At 71.7% G+C, this 18,248-nt stretch carries 16 protein-coding genes and 1 riboswitch; of the genes, 10 read left to right on the top strand and 6 right to left on the bottom strand.

Annotated features, from left to right (window positions below):
* Positions 1-16: 16 nt before the first annotated feature.
* On the top strand, positions 17-604 hold the full coding sequence (locus ACH442_RS32510) for an HD domain-containing protein (RefSeq protein WP_396341958.1): 588 nt from the start codon (positions 17-19) through the stop codon (positions 602-604).
* An 89-nt stretch (positions 605-693) separates the two neighbouring features.
* Here the strand turns inward: ACH442_RS32510 and ACH442_RS32505 are convergent, their stop codons facing one another.
* Positions 694-1,356 (bottom strand): TetR/AcrR family transcriptional regulator, encoded by a 663-nt coding sequence (locus ACH442_RS32505; protein WP_396341957.1) that lies wholly within the window; start codon positions 1,354-1,356, stop codon positions 694-696.
* Positions 1,357-1,459: 103 nt separating this feature from the next.
* On the opposite strand from ACH442_RS32505, the gene ACH442_RS32500 reads away from it, so the two are divergent.
* On the top strand, positions 1,460-2,362 hold the full coding sequence (locus tag ACH442_RS32500; protein WP_396341956.1) for an SDR family NAD(P)-dependent oxidoreductase: 903 nt from the start codon (positions 1,460-1,462) through the stop codon (positions 2,360-2,362).
* Between the two features lie 95 nt (positions 2,363-2,457).
* A complete protein-coding gene (locus ACH442_RS32495) occupies positions 2,458-3,930 on the top strand; it encodes a GGDEF domain-containing protein (RefSeq protein ID WP_396341955.1) in 1,473 nt (490 codons plus the stop codon).
* Positions 3,931-3,942: 12 nt separating this feature from the next.
* Here ACH442_RS32495 and ACH442_RS32490 read toward each other — a convergent pair whose 3' ends face one another.
* Both ACH442_RS32490 and ACH442_RS32485 read right to left on the bottom strand, forming a co-directional pair.
* On the bottom strand, positions 3,943-5,034 hold the full coding sequence (locus tag ACH442_RS32490) for a M20 family metallopeptidase (protein WP_396341954.1): 1,092 nt from the start codon (positions 5,032-5,034) through the stop codon (positions 3,943-3,945).
* Positions 5,035-5,044: 10 nt separating this feature from the next.
* The gene (locus ACH442_RS32485; protein WP_396341953.1) at positions 5,045-5,818 is read right to left on the bottom strand and encodes a DUF1684 domain-containing protein; all 774 of its coding nucleotides are present in this window, start codon (positions 5,816-5,818) and stop codon (positions 5,045-5,047) included.
* A gap of 150 nt (positions 5,819-5,968) precedes the next feature.
* A riboswitch (SAM riboswitch) is annotated at positions 5,969-6,083 on the top strand.
* 32 nt (positions 6,084-6,115) lie between these two features.
* Between ACH442_RS32485 and ACH442_RS32480 the strand changes: the two genes are divergently transcribed.
* From ACH442_RS32480 to ACH442_RS32465, 4 genes are all read left to right on the top strand, one after another.
* Positions 6,116-7,336 carry an aminotransferase class V-fold PLP-dependent enzyme gene (locus tag ACH442_RS32480; RefSeq protein WP_396341952.1) on the top strand — a complete coding sequence of 407 codons (1,221 nt, stop codon included), beginning with the start codon at positions 6,116-6,118 and terminating at the stop codon, positions 7,334-7,336.
* A gap of 68 nt (positions 7,337-7,404) precedes the next feature.
* Positions 7,405-9,642, top strand: coding sequence for a putative bifunctional diguanylate cyclase/phosphodiesterase (locus ACH442_RS32475; RefSeq protein WP_396341951.1), 2,238 nt, complete (start codon positions 7,405-7,407; stop codon positions 9,640-9,642).
* 41 nt (positions 9,643-9,683) lie between these two features.
* On the top strand, positions 9,684-11,921 hold the full coding sequence (locus ACH442_RS32470) for a glycoside hydrolase domain-containing protein (RefSeq protein WP_396341978.1): 2,238 nt from the start codon (positions 9,684-9,686) through the stop codon (positions 11,919-11,921).
* Between the two features lie 12 nt (positions 11,922-11,933).
* Complete coding sequence (locus ACH442_RS32465) at positions 11,934-13,178, top strand: glycosyltransferase (protein WP_396341950.1); 1,245 nt, start codon at positions 11,934-11,936, stop codon at positions 13,176-13,178.
* A gap of 277 nt (positions 13,179-13,455) precedes the next feature.
* On the opposite strand, the gene ACH442_RS32460 is transcribed toward ACH442_RS32465, so the two are convergent.
* The 3 genes from ACH442_RS32460 to ACH442_RS32450 form a co-directional block, all read right to left on the bottom strand.
* Entirely contained in the window at positions 13,456-13,929 is a 474-nt protein-coding gene (locus ACH442_RS32460; RefSeq protein WP_396341949.1) for an SRPBCC family protein, read from the bottom strand.
* Positions 13,926-14,273 carry an ArsR/SmtB family transcription factor gene (locus ACH442_RS32455; protein ID WP_396341948.1) on the bottom strand — a complete coding sequence of 116 codons (348 nt, stop codon included), beginning with the start codon at positions 14,271-14,273 and terminating at the stop codon, positions 13,926-13,928. Before ACH442_RS32455 ends, ACH442_RS32460 begins: the two co-directional genes overlap by 4 nt.
* A gap of 110 nt (positions 14,274-14,383) precedes the next feature.
* On the bottom strand, positions 14,384-14,845 hold the full coding sequence (locus ACH442_RS32450) for a LuxR C-terminal-related transcriptional regulator (RefSeq protein WP_396341947.1): 462 nt from the start codon (positions 14,843-14,845) through the stop codon (positions 14,384-14,386).
* 203 nt (positions 14,846-15,048) lie between these two features.
* On the opposite strand from ACH442_RS32450, the gene ACH442_RS32445 reads away from it, so the two are divergent.
* The 3 genes from ACH442_RS32445 to ACH442_RS32435 all read left to right on the top strand — a co-directional run bounded on the left by ACH442_RS32445 (position 15,049) and on the right by ACH442_RS32435 (position 18,247).
* Positions 15,049-16,362: a hypothetical protein gene (locus tag ACH442_RS32445; protein ID WP_396341946.1), complete on the top strand. Its 1,314-nt coding sequence runs from the start codon at positions 15,049-15,051 to the stop codon at positions 16,360-16,362.
* 144 nt (positions 16,363-16,506) lie between these two features.
* A complete protein-coding gene (locus ACH442_RS32440) occupies positions 16,507-17,277 on the top strand; it encodes a hypothetical protein (RefSeq protein ID WP_396341945.1) in 771 nt (256 codons plus the stop codon).
* 13 nt (positions 17,278-17,290) lie between these two features.
* The gene (locus tag ACH442_RS32435) at positions 17,291-18,247 is read left to right on the top strand and encodes a hypothetical protein (RefSeq protein WP_396341944.1); all 957 of its coding nucleotides are present in this window, start codon (positions 17,291-17,293) and stop codon (positions 18,245-18,247) included.
* The last annotated feature ends 1 nt before the right edge of the window (position 18,248 follow it).

Here is an 18,248-nt window from a genome sequence, read left to right as displayed (position 1 = left end):
GGCCTACGCTTCGGCGATGACGGCCACCAGCGTCCTCACCCCGGTTGAGGTGTTCCCCGAGGGTCCGCTCAGCTCCGCCGCCCGGCTGCTCGCCGGCTCCCTGCTCGGCGGCATGGGCAACCGGTGGTTGCACACCCGGGGTGTTGCCGCCCGTGCGGCTCAGCTCGCCGGGCCGCTCGGTGTCGACGCCGACATGCTGACCGCCGCCGCGTGGCTGCACGACGTCGGGTATGCGGCGGAGACCGTGGTGAGCGGGTTCCACCCGCTCGACGGGGCCGACCACCTGACCCGCAACGGCTGGCCGGTCCGGGTGGCGGGCCTGGTCGCGTACCACTCGGGGGCCCGGTTCGTGGCTGCCGCCCGTGGGCTGAGCGAGCTGCTGGCCGCCTACCCCGACGAGCGTACGGTGCTGGCCGACGCGCTCACCTACGCCGACCAGACCGTGGGGCCGAGCGGTCTGCGGGTCGACCCGGCGTCCCGCTACGTCGAGATGCTGGAACGGCACGGCCCCTGCTCGTGGAATGCCCGGGTCGACGCCGACCGGGGGCCGTACCTGCGGGGTATCGCCCACCGCATCGAGTACCTGCTCTCCTTCGCCGCCTAGCTGGACATCACACCTAGCGGGGCAGAACCCGCCGCGCCCAGCGGGGGCAGAACCCGCCGCGCCCAGCGGGGCAGAACCCGTCGCGCCGCCTAGCGGGGCAGAACCCCCAGCAGGGTGGCGGACAGGGCCTGCCTCAAGTAGTCCTTCGGGTCCAGGTGGAAGCGGGCCAGGTCGGGCTCGGCCCGGTAGGCCGCCTGCAGGCTGGGTGGGGGTGTGCTGTACGCCGCCAGCGCTCCGGCCGTGAGCATGATCTGCAGGCTGCAGAACACCGCGGTCTCGCCCACTTCCGGCAGGTGGTCGTGGAGCAGGGCGGCCATGGTGGTCAGGCGGTCCAGCGAGGCGCGTTTGTAGCGCGTCACCACCTCGACCGAGACGTTGTGCTCCAGCACGCTGCCCTGGGCGCCGAACAGGTCGCACATCACCGGCCGGCGGGACAGTGAGCGGCTGAGGATCTCGGCCACCGCCGCCGCCCGCTCGGTCATGGGCAGGCTCTGGTCGATGCCGTCGGCCAGCTCGCCGCCCAGTTCCTCCAGCCACTGCTGCAGGAAGTGGTCCAGCAATTCCAGCAGCACCGCCTCGCGGGACTCGAAGTAGCGCAGCACGTTCGGTTTGGCCAGCCCCACCCGGCGGCTGAGTTCGTTGAGCGTGACCGCGGCCACCGGCATCTCGTCGAGCATCGCCGACGCCATGTCGAGGATTGCCCGCCGGCGGATCTCGCGCTGCTCTTCGGTCCGCGCCCGCTGGAAGCTCATGATCACCATCCTAACTTAGGTACCGGCGGTACGTTGACATCATACCGCCGGTACCTTAATGTCGGCCGTGCAAGATACCGGCGGTACCTAAAGGGAGTCAGTGATGAGCGACAAGTGGACGACGGCCGACATCCCGGACCAGCGCGGGCGGGTGGCCGTGGTGACCGGGGCCAACACCGGCCTCGGTTACGAGACCGCCAAGGCGCTCGCCGAGCGCGGGGCCTCGGTGGTGCTCGCCGTGCGCAATGTCGGCAAGGGCGAGCAGGCCGCCGCCCGGATGGCCGGCGACGTGAGCGTGCAGGCGCTCGACCTCACCTCGCTCGACTCCGTCCGGGCCGCGGCGGCGGCGCTGCGGTCCCGGCTCGACCGGATCGACCTGCTGATCAACAACGCCGGCGTGATGTACACCCCGAAGCAGGCCACCGCCGACGGCTTCGAGATGCAGTTCGGCACCAACCATCTCGGTCACTTCGCGTTCACCGGGCTGCTGCTGGACAAGATGCTGCCGGTGCCCGGCTCACGTGTGGTCACGGTCAGCAGCACCGGCCACCGCATCCGGGCCGCGATCCACTTCGACGACCTGCAGTGGCAGCGGTCGTACAGCCGGGCCGGAGCCTACGGTCAGTCCAAGCTCGCCAACCTGATGTTCACCTACGAGCTGCAGCGCCGCCTCGCCGCCCACGGCACCACCGTCGCGCTCGCCGCGCACCCCGGCATGTCCAGCACCGAGCTCGCCCGCAACTCTCCCGCCGCCCTCCGGCTCCCGCTCACCTGGCTCGCGCCGCTGATCACCCAGACGCCGGCGATGGGCGCGCTGCCGACCTTGCGCGCCGCCACCGACCCCGCCGCACTCGGCGGTCAGTACTACGGTCCCGGCGGCCGGTTCGAGATCAAGGGCCACCCCCGGCTGGTCACCTCCAGCGCGGACTCCTACCAGGTGGCCGTCCAGCAGCGGCTCTGGGCCGTCTCCGAGGACCTCACCGGGGTGACCTTCGCCGCCGCCTGACGCGCTCTGCTACCGGATCGCACCCGTGGGACAACCCGGCGGCACACCCGGGGTGATGTCCTGAAGGACGTCGTTGCCGTCACGGGGGAGAAACCATGGGCCGTCGCAGTGCGAAGCTGTACGGTGCGGTCACTGCGACGGCACTGCTCGCCTATCAGCTGATCCCGGAGAGCGCGTGGTGGAAGGCGGCCTGGCAGGTCGTCATCGGCTACGGCGCGGTCGCCGCCGTGCTGCTCGGCGCGTCCTGGCTGGCCCCGGGTCAGCGGGCGCCGTGGTTCTGGTTCGCCGCGGGCCTGTTCGGCAACGCGTCCGGCATCGCGGTGGCCATCTACTCCTCCGAGGTGCTGCACGTCGACGAGTCGCCGACGCCCGCCGACCCGCTGTTCCTGACGCTCTACCCGGCTTGCGCGCTGGGCCTGGCGCTGCTGCTCAAGCGGCGTGAACCGCGCCGGAACTGGGCTGCCATGGTCGACGCCGGCACCTTCGCCGTCGGGCTCGGCGTGCTCGCCTGGGTCTACGTGATCGCCCCGGCCGCGCACAGCGACGGCGCGACCCTGCTGGCCCGGGCCGTCTCCATCGCCTACCCGGTCGGTGACCTGCTGCTGCTCGCGATGCTGACCCGGCTGCTGCGTTCGGGTGGCACCCGCGGCGCGGCGTTCTGGTGGATCGCCGCGTCCTGTGCCGCCTTCTTCATCGGCGACACGACGTGGGTGGTGCTCAACAACCTCGGCATCGACATCAACGACCTGCGCGTGATCAACCGGGGCGTCGACATGATCTTCCTGGTCGCGTACTCGCTGTTCGGGGTGGCCGCGCTGCACCCGAGCGCCCGGGACCTGGACCGGGCCGGGGCCGGCGCGGCTCCGCGGCTCAGCCGTCCGATGCTGGTCTCGCTGGCCGCCGCCACGCTGATCGCCCCGGTCCTGTTCGGGCTGCAGATGGTGACGCACACGCTCGTCGACGGCCTGGCCATCGTGCTCGCCTCGGCGGTCCTGTTCCTGCTGGTCGTGACGCGGATGGCCCAGCTGGTGCGGGAGGTCGAGCGGCAGGCGGCGAAGGTGCAGACGCTGTCGCGCCAGGACGAGCTGACCGGGCTGCCGAACCGGCGGGCCTGGAACGACGACATCCCGCGCGCTCTCAAGCAGGCCCAGGCCTCGGGCACTCCGGTCGTGGTCGCGATGATCGACCTCGACCACTTCAAGAAGTTCAACGACACGTTCGGCCACCCGGCCGGTGACCGGCTGCTCGTCGAGGCCTCGTCGGTCTGGCGCGACTCGCTGCGCTCGGTCGACACCCTGGCCCGGTTCGGCGGTGAGGAGTTCATCGCGCTGCTGCCCGGCGTGACGGACGAGGAGGCCGTGGCGATTCTGCAGCGCACGCTCGGCGTCACGCCGCTGGGCCAGACGTTCTCGGCCGGTTTCGCCGCCTGGGACGGCACCGAGACCGCCGGCGAGCTGATCGCTCGCGCCGATGCCGCGCTCTACCGGGCCAAGCAGACCGGCCGCGGCCGGGTCGTGGCGGCCGGGACGGCGACGGAACCGCGGACCGACGACGCCCTGGTCGGATGACCGCCGGCGTCGCTACGGGGCCGACCTCAAGAACAGGGACAAGGCTTGCGCGTACGGCGTGAGCGACCCGATCTCCACGTATTCGCCCGGCCCGTGCTGGCCGTCACCGGCCGGACCGAAGATCACCGCGTCGACGCCGAGCGGGAAGTAGAAGCGACTGTCGGCCGCCCCGTGCTTGCGGAGCAGGTCACCGGAGTAACCGGCGGTGCGTGCCGCCTCCCGCAGCGCCCGCACCCGCGCGCTGCCCGGGTCGGCCCGGTGCGGCGTGCCGAGCGCGTCGACGCGTACCTCCAATCGGGTGATCGTCCGCAGGTGACGGGCGATCTCGTCGGGGGAGCGCCCGGTCAGGTCGGTGTCCTCGGGCGGGTAGCGGATGTCGAGCCAGGCGGTCGCGTCGGCCGGCACCTGGTTGACGGCCTCGTTGGACGTCTCGATCCGGGCCACGTTGACCGTCGTGGTCCACGCCTCCGCCGCGGGCACCGGATAGCGCTCCAGGAGCCGGCCGATGCCCGCCTGCAGGGTGAGCAGGGCGTTGGCGCCGAGCCACGGGTACGCCGCGTGCGCCGCCTGCCCGGAAGCGATCAGTCGTGCCCGGACCAGCCCCTTGGACTCGGTCACCACGCGGAGCGCGCTCTGCTCACCGATGACCACGAAGTCGCCGCGGACCCCCTGCTCGACCTGATGGCCCGTACCGTCGAAGCCCCCGACCTCCTCGTCGGTGACCAGTTGCAACGCGATCGGGTAGGGCAGCTCGGCGGCCAGGGACCGGAACACCGTGGCCAGCACGAGCGCGGCCACTTTCATGTCGTGCGTGCCGCGGCCGTAGAGGCGGTCACCGTCCCGCCGCGGCCGGAACAGCTCCGGCGTGCCCGGGACGACGTCCAGGTGACCGTTCAGGATCACCCGGGGCCGCCCCGGTCGCCGGGGGTGGGTGACCAGCGCGCTCGGCTTGCCGCGCGACTCGAAGCGGCGGACGTCGAAGCCGGGCCCGACCACGTCGAGCACCAGCGCGAGGGCCCGGCGCAGGTCGTCGGGCCGGTCGGCGGTGGATCGGATGGCGATCAGCGCCTCGGCGGACGCGAGCAGCGCGGGCAGGTCCTCCATGACCGCGACGTTATCGGGGAAGCTGCTCGCCCGCCTCCACCGCGATGGGCAGCTTGTTGCCGGCCGGCGGCAGCGGGCAGGTCGCGAACTCGGTGTACGCGCACGGCAGGTTCGTCGCCCGGTTGAAGTCCAGCGTCACCGTGCCGTCCGCGTCCGGCGCCGGGATGGCGAGGCTGCGGTTCGCGGCGTACGTCGTGACCCCCGAAGTCGCGTCGGTGAACAACACGAAGAGTGATCCGGGAGTGCCGCCGTTGAACGCGGTCAGCGCCAGATCCTGCCCGCCGACGGTGAACTCCACCTTGCCCGGTGACTCGTAGACGTGTTCCAGCCCCTCCGACACCGAGCCCACGGTCACCGGGACCGGCGCCTCGAACGGGACGAATCTGCCGGTCACGACCCACTTCTCGGCGGGCGTGTAGGCCGGCGTGCCGAGATACTTCACCAGCGTCTCGTGCGAGGGGTGCCGGGGACGCAGCACGTCGAACCCGCCGCGGCGAGCGATCTCCAGCTTCGCGTCGCCGTAACCGACAGTGATGTCACCGCGCTCGGGGATGGGGTCGAACCGGTGCTCGCCCGAGCCGATGCCCTCCAGCGACTCGCCCTCCGCGAGCGTGACCACCACGCCGTCCGGCCCGGTGCTCCACTCGCCCGGCGCGCCGGGGAACCGCTGCGGGTTCTCGTCCAGGAAGTGCAGCCCGGTGATCGCCAGGAACCCGTGCGGGTCGGCCCGCCGCTTCTCGTGCTGCTCGTGCCACTGGGCCCACTGCTGCTCGAAATCGCTCATGCCGCCACCTCCGCTGCGCTCCGGCGTCGGCCTGAGTTGATGACTGAGTTCGATGATTCGCTCGCAAGCTCGCTCATGCCGTCGACCCTAATCCCTACTCGCAGAATGGGATATGGCGTGCGGCTGTGAGGTCTGATAACTTCGTGGCCAGGTCATGAGTGTCAGCGCGTAGCCCCGGCTTGCTGACCGGCAACCCTTGCGTTCGCGATGGGGTGCCCCGGGTGAGGACCGGGCCGGTGTCGCCCGACGCCGGCAAGCGCGGACCCGTGGGGTCCCTGACCTCGGCGGAGGCATGCCATGTCGGCTCTCGACATCATCGGCGACGACCTGAAGACCGAACTTCGCACCGGCGAGACGGTTCGTTTCGCGCACCTCGACTACGCCGCTTCGGCTCCCTGTGCGGAGGCCGCGGCCCAGGCCGTGGCCGAGTTGCTGCCGCGTTACGGCAGCGTGCACCGGGGGACCGGGGTGCGCTCGCAGACCTCGACGGTGGCGTACGAGGTGGCCCGCGACGTGGTGGCCGAGTTCGTCGGCGCCCGCCCCGGCGACGAGGTGATCTTCACGCGGAACACCACGGATGCGCTGAATCTGCTGGCCCGCGCGTTGCCGGCGGGTGTCACCACGATCGTGTTCGAGGGGGAGCACCACGCGAACCTGCTGCCGTGGCCGAACCCGTTGCGGCTCCCTGCGCCTGAGTCGCCCGACGAGGCCGTGAATGCGGTCGCAGCGGCGCTCGGTCAGCTCGACGGCCCGGCCGTCCTCACCATCACCGGCGCCGGCAACGTGACCGGCGAGGTGTGGCCGATCAGGGAGATCTCCGACCTCGCCCACGCTCACGGCGTACGCGTGATCGTTGATGCGGCCCAACTCGCGCCGCACCTGCCGGTGAACCTGACCGACCTCGGCGCCGACTATCTGGCTTTCTCCGGACACAAGTTGTATGCCCCGTTCGGCGCCGGAGTCCTGGCCGGAAGATCGGACTGGCTGGACGCGGCCGAGCCCTACCTCCACGGCGGCGGCGCGAGTGCCACGGTCGGTGACCGCCCCGGCGACCTGACCTGGGCCACCGGCCCGGCGAGGCACGAGGGCGGCACCCCCAACCTGCTCGGCGCGGTCTCGATCGCCGCGGTCTGCGCGGCCCTCCTGACCGCCGACCGCGACGCCCTCCACCAGCACGAACAGCTCCTGCTGACCCGGCTGCGGGCCGGCCTGCCCGAGGGCGTCCAGGAGGCCGGCCTCTTCGGCCCCGGCCATCCGCGCGTCGGCATCGTCTCGCTCGCGCTGCCCGGCCACGATCCCGCGCAGGTCGCCCACCGCCTGGGCCGGGAATACGGCATCGGCGTCAGGGCGGGCCAGTTCTGCGCGCATCCGCTGGTGCGACGGCTGACCGGAACCAGCGCGACGAATGCCTGTGACACCGACATGTCCGGTCTGCTGCGCGCCAGCTGGGGTCTGGGCAGCACCGAGGACGACGTCAACCGCTTCACCCGGGCGCTGTCCGACATACTCCGCTCCTGACCGGCAACCCGAAGAGCCTCCGCCCGGGGCCCCGCAGTCCGATGTTCCAGACTGTGGGGACCTGGCTGATGAGGCTGCGGGACCGTCTACCGACCGGTGGCGGCCTGCGCGACGAGGACTGGGCGACGCGGCACCGGCTGCTGACCGTGCTGCTCGGCGTGGTCGTGCTCGTGGTGACCGTGTTCGGCGCGCTGCGCCCTGATCACGGGCCCGCTCTGCTCGGGACCGTCCTGACCGTGCTGCCCTGCCTGGTCGCCGGGACCCGGCTGAAGGGCCGGCGGCTGCGCTCGGTCGCGGTCGCGCTCGGTTTCACCGTCGCGTGCGCAGGGTTCGTGTCGCTGAGCAACGGCCTGACCGAAGCGCACTTCTCGTTCTTCGTGGCGGTCGCCGCGCTCGCCCTCTACCGCGACTGGGCGCCGTTCGGCGTGTTCCTGGTCGCCACCACGGTCCACCACGGCCTGTTCGGCGTGCTGACCGGCACGCACACCTACGACCACCACTCGGCGCGGGCGCACCCGCTGGTCTGGGCCGGGCTGCACGGTTTCGCGGTGCTGCTCGCGGCCGGTTTCCAGGTGGTCCAGTGGGGGCTCACCGAGGCCGAGGAGGCGCGCGCCGCCGACAACCTGCAGGAGAGCCAGGCCCAGCTCAGCGTCGCCTTCGACGAGACGCCGGTGCCCATGGTCATGTTCGCGCCGGACGGGCGCGTGCTGCGCACCAACGCGGCCTACCGCCACTGGCTGCGGTTGCCGGAAAACCTTCCACCCGATTTCTCCGTACGGGACCTGCCGCTCGTCGCGCTCGGTGGGGAGGGCAGCCTGTTCCCGCAGATGTCGGTGTCACCGGATCCGATCATGATGACGCGCCAGTACCGCCGTACCGACGACGGGTCGTTGATCTGGGTCGAGGTGCACAGCACTCCGCTCTACGACAAGCAGGGCACCCTGCGGTTCGTCTTCGCGCACTGCCTCGACGTGACCAGCGTCCGCAACCACGAGGAGGAGCTGCGCCGGCAGGTCCGGCACGACTCGCTGACCGGGCTGCTGTCCCGCAAGGCGTTCGAGAACGACCTGGGCGAGATGCTGCGCGGCCGTCCCCCGGTGAGCGTCATCTACCTGGACGTGGACCGGTTCAAATCGGTCAACGACGGTTCCGGGCATGCGACCGGCGACGACGTGCTGCGCGCGCTGTCGGCCCGGCTGACCGCCGTGGTGCCGCCCGGTGCGCTGCTGGCCCGGCTCGGCGGGGACGAGTTCGTCGTCGCGGTGGCCGGCCCGGGCGGTGCCGGCCTGCGCGTCGGCCGGGAGATCCTGGCGTCGATGGCCGAGCCGCTCGCCGTGGCCGGCAACCCGCTGCCGATCTCGATCAGTATCGGCGTGGCCACCGAGCACGGCGCCGAGCACTCCGACGACGTGGTGCTGGCCGCGGACACGGCGATGTACGCCGCGAAGCGCGCCGGTGGCAACCGGCTCGAGGTGTTCGCCGAGGACATGCGGGTGTCGGTCAACGAGCGGCTCGCCGCCGAGGCCCGCCTGCGCCGGGCGCTCTCCGGGCACCTGCCGTGGACGCTGCCGCTGTGGTTCCAGCCGGTGGTGTCGACCGTCACCGGGCAGATCATCGGCGCCGAGGCGCTCGTGCGGATGCGGATGCCGGACGGGAAGATCCTCAGCCCGTACCACTTCATCGGCGCCGCCGAGGAGACCGGCATGATCGTGCAGCTCGGCGCGCACGTGCTGCGCTCGGCGGTGGATCACCTGATCTACTGGTCGGGTCAGCTCGGCTACGTGTCGGTCAACGTCAGCCCGCGGCAGCTCGCCGAAGCGGACTTCGTGCCGATGGTGGCGAGCCTGCTGGCCGCGCACCCCGGGCTCGACCCGTCCCGCCTCGTCCTCGAGATCACCGAGACCGCCCTGCTGGCCTCGTCGGTCGACGTGACCGAGCGCCTGGCCGCCCTCAAGCAGCTCGGCGTGCGGATCGCGCTGGACGACTTCGGCACCGGCTACAGCTCGCTGACCTGGCTGAAGTCCGTCCCGGCGGACATCGTGAAGCTGGACCGCTCGTTCGTCGCCGGCCTCGCCGTGGACCAGCGCAAGTCCTCGATCATCCAGGCGGTGCTCTGGCTGGCCCAGTCCCTGGGCATGTCCACGATCGCCGAGGGGGTCGAGGAGATCGACGACTGGGCCGCTCTTCAGGCCGCCGGCTGCCCCGCCGTGCAGGGCTACTTCTTCAGCGAGCCACGCCCGCCGGAGGACTTCCAGGAGATGTTGATCAACCGGAAGTGTGTCACTCCTCTGGCGCAGTTCACCTGATTGAAACCACAGAGGGCCGTGCGGCCGGTTAGAGTCCCGAAATCCTGGACAACGTTGATCCCTTCATCGGCACCGCGGCGACCGACCTGCCTCGCGCACACGGTCTGGCCGCTACTTGGTGGTGGCCGAAGCCGCAGGTCGGCAACACGCACCCCGGCGCGACCTCGCCCCTGGGCATGGTCTCCGCCTGCGCCTACTCGGGCGCCTACCCCACCGGTTACGGCCGGTACGCGAAGAACACCGAGGGCGTGCCCGAGGAGATGTTCACCCGTACCGAGGCCTCCGGCTTCACCCACTTCCAGCAGTCGGGGACGGGGGCGATCCGCAAGTACTACAACTACGTGCGGGTCACCCCGATGGTCCAGCCGCTGGACGATCTCGGCCAGTCCTGGGCGCTGCACGACGAACGTGCCGAGCCCGGGTACTACGCCGCGAACCTCGACACCGGGGTGCGCAGCGAGATCACCGTGGGGGAGAAGGTCGCCGTCCACCGGTACACCTTCCCGGACCATCACTCCGCCCGGGTCGTCATCGACCTGTCGTGCGGCGGCCTCGCGATAGACCTCGGACGCACGGTTCCGCTGCGCGCCCAGGTGGAGAGCATGGGCCACGGCTGCGCGCAGGGCACCGTGGTGATGGAGGGCGTGCCGCTCTCGGTCTACCTGGAGGCCGACACCCCCGGGTGGCGGCAGATGCTCTGGTACGACCGGCGCCTGATCCCCGGCGGCACCCGGCTCGACTTCGACAGCATCCGCAGCACCACGCTGCGGCCGTTCGGGCTGCTCTTCATGGGCTCGGCCAGAGCGGGGCAGACCATCGAGGTCCGGATGGGGTTCTCGCTGCGCGGCCACGAGCAGGCCCGACGCAACCTGCACCGGGAGTGCGGGACCGACGCCGAGCCGGCGTTCGAGCGCGTCCGGGCCGGCACCCGCCACCGCTGGCGCGACCACCTCGACCGCGTGCAGGTCGAGGGCGGCACCCCGGCCCGGCGTACGGTGCTGGGCACCGCCCTCTACCACTCGCTGATCAAGCCGTGCTTCGCCGACGACGAGAGCCCGTTCTGGCCCAACTCCGGGCCGTACGCGTTCGACATCTGCACCATGTGGGACATCTACAAGACGCAGATCCCGCTGCTGCAGGCGATCGCCCCGGACCGCGCGATGGACCTCCTCGAATCGCTGATCCGGGTCTGCGAGGAGGAGGGCAACTTCCCGATCGGCTATCGGATGGCCCGTGGCGCCGACCGGTTCTTCCGGCAGGCCTCCGCCCTCGCGCACACCGCGATCGCCGACGCGCACGCGCTCGGCCGCTCCGGCGTCGACTGGGGCTGGGCGCTCGTTCACATGGTCGACGACCTGCGCCGGATGTACGGCGAGGACTTCTTCGAACACGGCCTCGTCCACCCGATCACGCACACCCTGGACCTGGCGTACGCCCACCACTGCACGGCCAAGGTGGCCCGCGCGCTCAACGACCGCAAACTCGCCGACGACCTGGAACGCCGCAGCCACCAGTGGGTGAACGCGTTCGACCCGTCCACCGGCCTGCTGCGCGACTCCGAGTTCTACGAGGGCGGCAAGTGGAACTACTCGTTCCGGCTGCTGCACGACATGGCCGCACGGATCGAGTTGTCGGGCGGCGACAAGGGGTTCATCGAGCAGCTCGACCGATTCTTCGGCTACGGCGCGGATCAGGTCGAACAGCCCGGGATCAGTCCGCAGCCGGCGGAGATGGCCCTCGGGTATGCCCTCAACCGGTTCGAGGGCCTGAACAACGAGCCGGACATGGAAGCCCCCTGGGCCTACCACTACGCCGGCCGGCCGGATCGCACCGCCGAGATCGTGCACGCGGCGCTGACCTGGCAGTTCGGCACCGGTCCGGGCGGTCTGCCGGGCAACGACGACTCCGGCGGCCTCAGCGCCTGGTACGTCTGGGCGTCGCTGGGCCTGTTCCCGGTCGCCGGGCAGAACCTCTTCCTGGTGAACGCCCCCGCGTTCGCCCGCGCGGCGCTGCGCGTCGGCGACGAGGAGTTCATCATCGAGACCAGCGGGCACAAGGAGACCCCGATCGGCGTCGACGGCCTCGACCACGATCCGCCCGTTCAGTACGTCCAGTCCGCCACCCTCAACGGCAAACCCCTGGACGCGGCCCACCTGTCCGCGACCGACGTGCATCGCGGGGGCCGGCTGCACCTCAAGCTCGGCCCCGAACCATCGACGTGGGGACACGGGCACCGCCCGCCGTCCCACTCCTTCACCCTTCACCCCCCTGCGACATAAGAAGGAATGACCATGAGCCGTCCTACTCGGAGACTCGTGATCGCGGTCCGCGCCGACCCGGTTATCTGTGGACACTCGGGCGAAGCACGCAACCTCGCCGAAGTCGCCCTCACCCGGGGCTTCGACGACGTGCGCCTGCTCACCTGGCCGATCCCGACGCTGCAGGCCGCCGGTCTGCCGTTGAAGCCGCTCGACCGGCTGCTGCCGTACAGCGACGGCATCACCGTCGAACGCCCCGAAGCGGTCGGTGACTACCGCGTGCCGGACGGCCGCCACCTCGCCGGGCTCACCGGCCGCCTCGTCGAACTGCTCAGCGACGGCGTACCCACCGTCTGCCTGTCGATGTACCTGGTCCCGCACACGCAGGTGATCAACGACGCGGTCAACGCGGCCCGGGCGGCCGGCTTCAACCCGCAGGTGCACACCATCGCCAAGGCGGTCGGCTCGGACGTCACCAACGTCATCCGCTCCTGCCTGCGCGAGGGCCGGGTCGGCGCGGCCACCGTCCTGATGACCACGTTCCTGGCCAGCGACGAGGTGGTCGCCGTCTCCGAGTACACCAAGGACGAGATCATCGCCTCGGCCGAGGAGGTCGACCGGCACTGCGGCACCACGTTCGCCCAGCAGTGCCGGGAACGGGTCACGGTCAGCTACCCGCCGATCGACTCGTCCGCCTTCCTCGACCTGGACGAGGACACCCTCGACGCGGCGTTGCAGAAGCGCGGTCTCGAACGCGGCAAGTACATCCTGTTCCTGTCCCGGGTCGCGCGGGCCAAAGGCATCTACGACCTGGTCATCGCGTACGGCCAGATGCAGTCCCGGGACGAGGTGCCGCTGGTCATCGCCGGCAACGGCCCCGCCCTCGAACACGTGCGCGCGATGGCCAAGGAGGACGACCGCATCATCTTCCTCAACGACGTCGACGACGACGAGAAGCCGCTGCTGATGGCCGGCTGCGCGGCGTATGCGCTGCCCACCAAGCCGGAGCCGGACTTCGTCGAGACGTTCGGCATCGCCCTGGCCGAGAAGATGCTGGCCGGCGGCGGCCCGATCGTCACCACCCTGACCGGCGGCACCGGCGAAGCGGTGGGCGACACCGCCGTCATCGTCGAAGCCGGCGACATCAACGCCCTCGCCGAGGCCCTCGACCGGGTCATCCTCGACATGCCCGAGTCGGAGAAGCGCGCCATGGAGACCCGCGCCCGAGCCCACGCCATGTCCTTCGACCGAGTAGCCGTCTTCGACGACCTCTTCTAGGCCGCTTCTCTCTCCCGCTCCGCTCCGCTCACCCTCCGACTGCCGCAGTACGCCGGTGCACCCGCCCCGCGCCCGCACGCGCGAGGGCCGGCCCGGCCTCGGCTCGTGGCTGTTCACTCGCATGCCGGGCGGTCCCACGGCTGGTCACGACAGTTGCCGCCGGTCTGGCAGTGCGAGCCGGCCTTCAGGGGTGCGTCAGGCGTGCTGATACGCCGCTGAAGGCCGGCTGGGATCGGGGGTGTCGAGCGTGATCGAAGCCCGAGCCGTGGCGACGCCGTCAGACGGTGCCGGTGGCGAGGAGGGCGTCGAGTTTGGCGTAGCCCTCGTCGACGCCTGTCTCCATGCCGCTCTTGAGCCAGGCGTCGCGGCCTTCGAAGCTGTCGACCAGCGACTGGGCGTGCAGCCGGGTGCGGCCGTTGCCCAGGTCCTCGAAGGTCAGCGTCTCCAGCGCCACCCCCTCCGGCGCGCCCTCGAAGGTGAAGGTCTGGACGATCCGGTCCGGGCCGACCGAGTGGAAGCAGCCGCGGAACCTGTATTCCTCGTCGCCGCGGACGGCGGTGTAGCGCCAGGAGCCGCCGTCGCGGGCGTCCCAGTGGTCGATGCGGGTGATGGTGGAGTCCGGCCCGGCCCACCGGGCGAACAGTTCCGGGTCGGTGTGCGCCCGGAGCAGCTGCTCCGGCGTGCCGGCGAAGTCCCGGGTGATCCGGATGACCGGTACGTTCTGGTCGGCTTCGATCTGTGCTTCGCTCATGGTCGCGCTCCGCTCTCGTCGTCGTCCTGCATGGTCCGCAGCACCGCGTCCAGACGCTGGTAGCGCGCCTCGGCCCGGCGCCGGTACTGCTCGATCCATCCACCGATCTCGTCGAACACGTCGCGTTCGAGTCGCACCGGGCGTGGCTGCGGCCCGGGCGGGCGGCTCACCAGGCCGGCCTCTTCGAGCACCTTGAGGTGCTTGTAGACGGCTTGGAGCGACATCCGGTACGGCTCGGCGAGCTGGTTGACCGTCGCGTCGCCCCCGGTCAGGCGCGCCACCATGTCGCGGCGCGTCGGATCGGCGAGGGCGGCGAACACCCGGGACAGCTCATCGGCCGGCATCGCGTTCCAACTTTCAACTCATCGGTTGAAAGTAACCGTAGACCCTTCGGTGAGGCGCGTCAACCAATTCGTTGAAAGGGCAGCTCACGGCGTACGCGCAAAGAGGTTTTTCATCGATCGGCGAGGACCGCGACCATCGCGGCGCGGGTGGAGACGTCGAGTTTGGCGAAGATCCGCCGCAGGTGCGTGGAGACCGTCCACGGGCTGACCGACAGCTTGCCGGCGATCGCGCCGGTGGTCAGCCCCATCGCGACCATGTGCGCGACCTCCCGTTCCCGGGTGGTCAGCCGGGAGACACCCTTGCCGCTCTGCGCGCCGAGGCGGGTGAGCAGGCATCGCAGGCCGTCGACCTCCAGGTCGAGCAGCACGTGCACCTCCGGTGGGTCGCCGGCCGCGGGCGCCTGGCACCGCCGCAGCAGGCGGGCCCCCTCGGCCAGCCGGCGGACCAGGCGGCGCAGTTCGAACTGGATCTCGGCGGGCGCCAGCAGCACGAGCTCGGGGCTCGCCTCCGGCTCCGGCTTTCCGGCGGGCGTTTCGCCGATCGGATCGTCCCTGGTTTCGACGGCAGTCATCCGGGGCACCCCCTCCCAAGACGGGCTCGTGCTCGCAGCGTATTCCGGGCCGGGGCCCGCGATGTCGCACATTCGAGCGACCCTCGTCCACGGTCCCCTGGGGTGGGTGCCCCCGACGCGCGACCCGATCGAGGGCAGCGCCGTCGTGGACGCCGCCTCGGGTGACTGTCCGCGGCCGTCGAGCGCGCCGACACTGCCGGTACATGACCACCATGACGACCACCCTCAGCCCTTCCCTGCTCGCCGAGCACCGGGTCACCCACGCCCTCGTCGAGTACTGTGACCTGCTGGCCTGCCCACTGGACGAGGTCCGGCAGCGGGTCGAGCGGGAGCTGGAGCGCAACCCGGCGCTGGACGCCGCCGATCCGGCCGGCCCCGCGCGCGACGCTCGCGGACCGCTCGGCGGCGCTTCTGATACACCGCGGACGGGTCCGGCAAGTGACCGATATCTGTCAATGGACGTTATTGATCCGGGATCGGCCGCGCCGGCCGGGGTTCTGGCTGACGCGGCGGCGCATCTCGGCGACTCGGACCGGGCGCTGGCCGCCTGGATCCTCGGCGATCTGGACTCGCGCGGCCTGCTGGAGGGCGGCGTGGACGGGGTCGCCGACCGGCTCGGCATCCCGGTCGAGCGGGTGGCCCGGGTCGTCGGCGTGCTGCGGGCAGCCGGCCCGCCCGGATTGTGTGCCGCCGACGCCGCCGAGTGCCTGCTGCTGCAACTGGCCGTCCACGAGCGCGCCGGCCAGGCCCCGCCGCTGGCCCGCCGTCTGATCCGCGACCACCTGGCCGAGCTGGGCGACGACCGGATCCGGCGGCTGGCGGCCGTGGCCGGCGCCCCGGTGCCGGAGGTGGCGGCGGCCCGCGACTTCATCCGGACCCGGCTGCGGCCGTGGGCGTCCCTCGACGATCCCGGCCCGGCGATGACGGTGGCCGCGGTCGACCTGGTGGTGCGTTTCGCCGACGACGGCAGCGGCGCGGTCGAGGTGGAGCTCGTCGGTGATCCGGCGAGCCGGTTGCGGGTCGACCCGCTCTGGGCCGAGCTGGCCGAGACCGCGGTGCTGCCCGCGTCGCAGCGCCGTACCGTCCGGGATCACGCCGGGCAGGCCCGGTCGTTCCTGGACGCGCTGCGGGAGCGGGCCGAGACGTTGCGGCGGATCGCGGGCTACGCGGCCGGGCGGCAGAGCCGGTTCCTGCGTGAGGGGGCCACCGGCCACGTGCCGCTGACCCGGGCCGAGGTGGCCGGCGCCCTGAATCTGCACGAGTCGACGGTGAGCCGGGCGGTCGCCGGCAAGCGCCTGCGGCTGCCGGACGGCCGGGTGATCGCGTTCAGTGCGCTCTTCGGCGCGGCCGGGCCGGTCCACGCCGTCCTCAAGGCGGTGGTGGCAGCCGAGCAGCGCCCGTTGTCCGACACGGATCTCGCCGCTGAGCTGGACCGGCGCGGCTATCCGGTGGCCCGCCGCACGGTCGCCAAGTACCGGCGGCAGCTCGGCATCCCGGCCTGCGACCGCCGAAGCTGACTTCGCCGCGGGCCCTCGCGGGGCGAAGCGCGGTTCGCGGTCCGGCGCCCGCCGACCTCCGTTCACCAGGCAGTCGCCGGCTGGCACGGAACTTGCCAGGGGTGGGTGGAGAGACATCCACCCGCACAGGCGAGGAGCACGCCGATGCACAACCTGGACCGCACACTCTTCGAGGCCGGCGAGCAGGAGACCGGTCCGTACGAGTCGGATCAAGAGGACTTCCTGGGCATCCTCGGTTCGATGCTCAAGGGCGAGAGCGCCCCGACGGGCGAGTACGGCTACGAGACCGAGGGCGAGGACGAGGGCGAGCTGGAGGCCGCCGCCCGTCTGCTCGAGGTCCGCGACGAGGCCGAACTGGACCGCTTCCTCGGTGACCTGTTCAACCGCGCGGCCGGTGCGGTGAAAACCGCGGCGGGCGCGGCCAGGAGCTTCGCCGGCTCGCCGACCGGGCAGGCGCTCGGCGGCATCGTCAAGAAGGCGACCAAGGAAGCCCTGCCGGTGATCGGCCGCGGCATCGGCGGCTGGCTGTCACCGGACTACGCCGGCACCGGCGCCCGGGCCGGCACCGCCGTCGGCGACCTGCTCGGCCTGGAGCTGGAGGGCCTGTCGAACGAGGACCGCGAGTTCGAGACCGCTCGCGCCCTGATCCGGTTCGCGCAGGACGCCTGCCGCAAGGCCGCCCAGGCCTCGTCCGGCGCCCCGCCGCGCGAGGTGGCCCGCCAGGCGGCCGCCTCCGCCGCCCGTCAGCACGCCCCGGGCCTGCTGGCCGCACCCACCTCCACCCCCGCCGCGGCGAGCAACGGCCATCGCCGGACGCCGGCGGCGACCACGCCGTCCGGCGGCGCGAAACGTCCGGCGGCCGGCTCCGGCCGCTGGGTCCGGCAAGGCAACGCGATCCTCATCCTCGAGAACTGAAAGGCAGAAGACCATGACGACGTACGAGACGAGCAGCGAGTGGGAGACGCCGGAGCTGGAGTTCGGTGAGGCGGAGTCGGAGTCGGCGTACGAGTCGGAGGGCGAGTCCGAGAACTTCCTCGGCGGCCTGCTGAGCTCGGTGCTGGGTGGGCTCGGCGGTGAGGTCGCCGAGTCGGAGAGCCCGCTCTCCGAGGTGCAGGAGATGGAGGCGGCCAACGCGCTGCTGGAGACGCAGAGCGAGGAGGAGCTGGAGCAGTTCCTGGGCAGCCTGGTCAAGAAGGTCGCCTCGGGGGTCGGCGGGTTCCTGCGCTCGGGGACCGGTCAGGCGCTGACCGGCGCGCTGAAGAACGTCGCGAAGAAGGCGCTGCCGATGGTCGGCGGGGCACTCGGGTCGTTCGTCGCGCCCGGCGTCGGCACCGCGCTCGGTTCGAAGCTCGGCAGCATGGCCTCGAACCTGTTCGAGATGGAGTTCGAGAACATGAGCGAGCAGGAGGCCGAGTTCGAGGCCGCCCGCCGCTACGTGCGCTTCGCCAGTTCCGCCGCCGCGAACGCGGCCAAGGCCCCGCGCAACGCGCCGCCGCAGGCCGTGGCCCGGGCCGCGGTGGTCACCGCCGCCCGCAAGCACGCGCCCGGACTGGTCCGCGGCACGCCGTACCAGACCCAGCGCCGCCCCGGCACCGGCCCGGCGAAACGGCCCGGCGGCCAGCAGCCGTCCCGGGGCCGGACCGGCGGCCGGCGGCGCCCGGCCGGCGGGGCCTACGGCTACCCGGTGGAGGGCCCGACCTTCGTCTTCGACGGCGACCGGTCCGGCGACCGGTCCGGCGACCAGTCCGGCAATCAGTACCGCGACCAGGACGACGACGGCTACGACGACCAGGGCTACCACGACGAGCCGGTCCGCCGTCGCCGCCGGGCGCAGAGCGGTCGCTGGGTCCGCCGGGGCCACAAGATCATGATTCTCGGGTCCTGAC

It is taken from the genome of Actinoplanes sp. NPDC020271 (assembly GCF_044388125.1).
Classification (GTDB): domain Bacteria; phylum Actinomycetota; class Actinomycetes; order Mycobacteriales; family Micromonosporaceae; genus Actinoplanes.
Note: the sequence above shows the minus strand (reverse complement) of the source record. Positions and strands in the feature narration are given on the sequence as shown.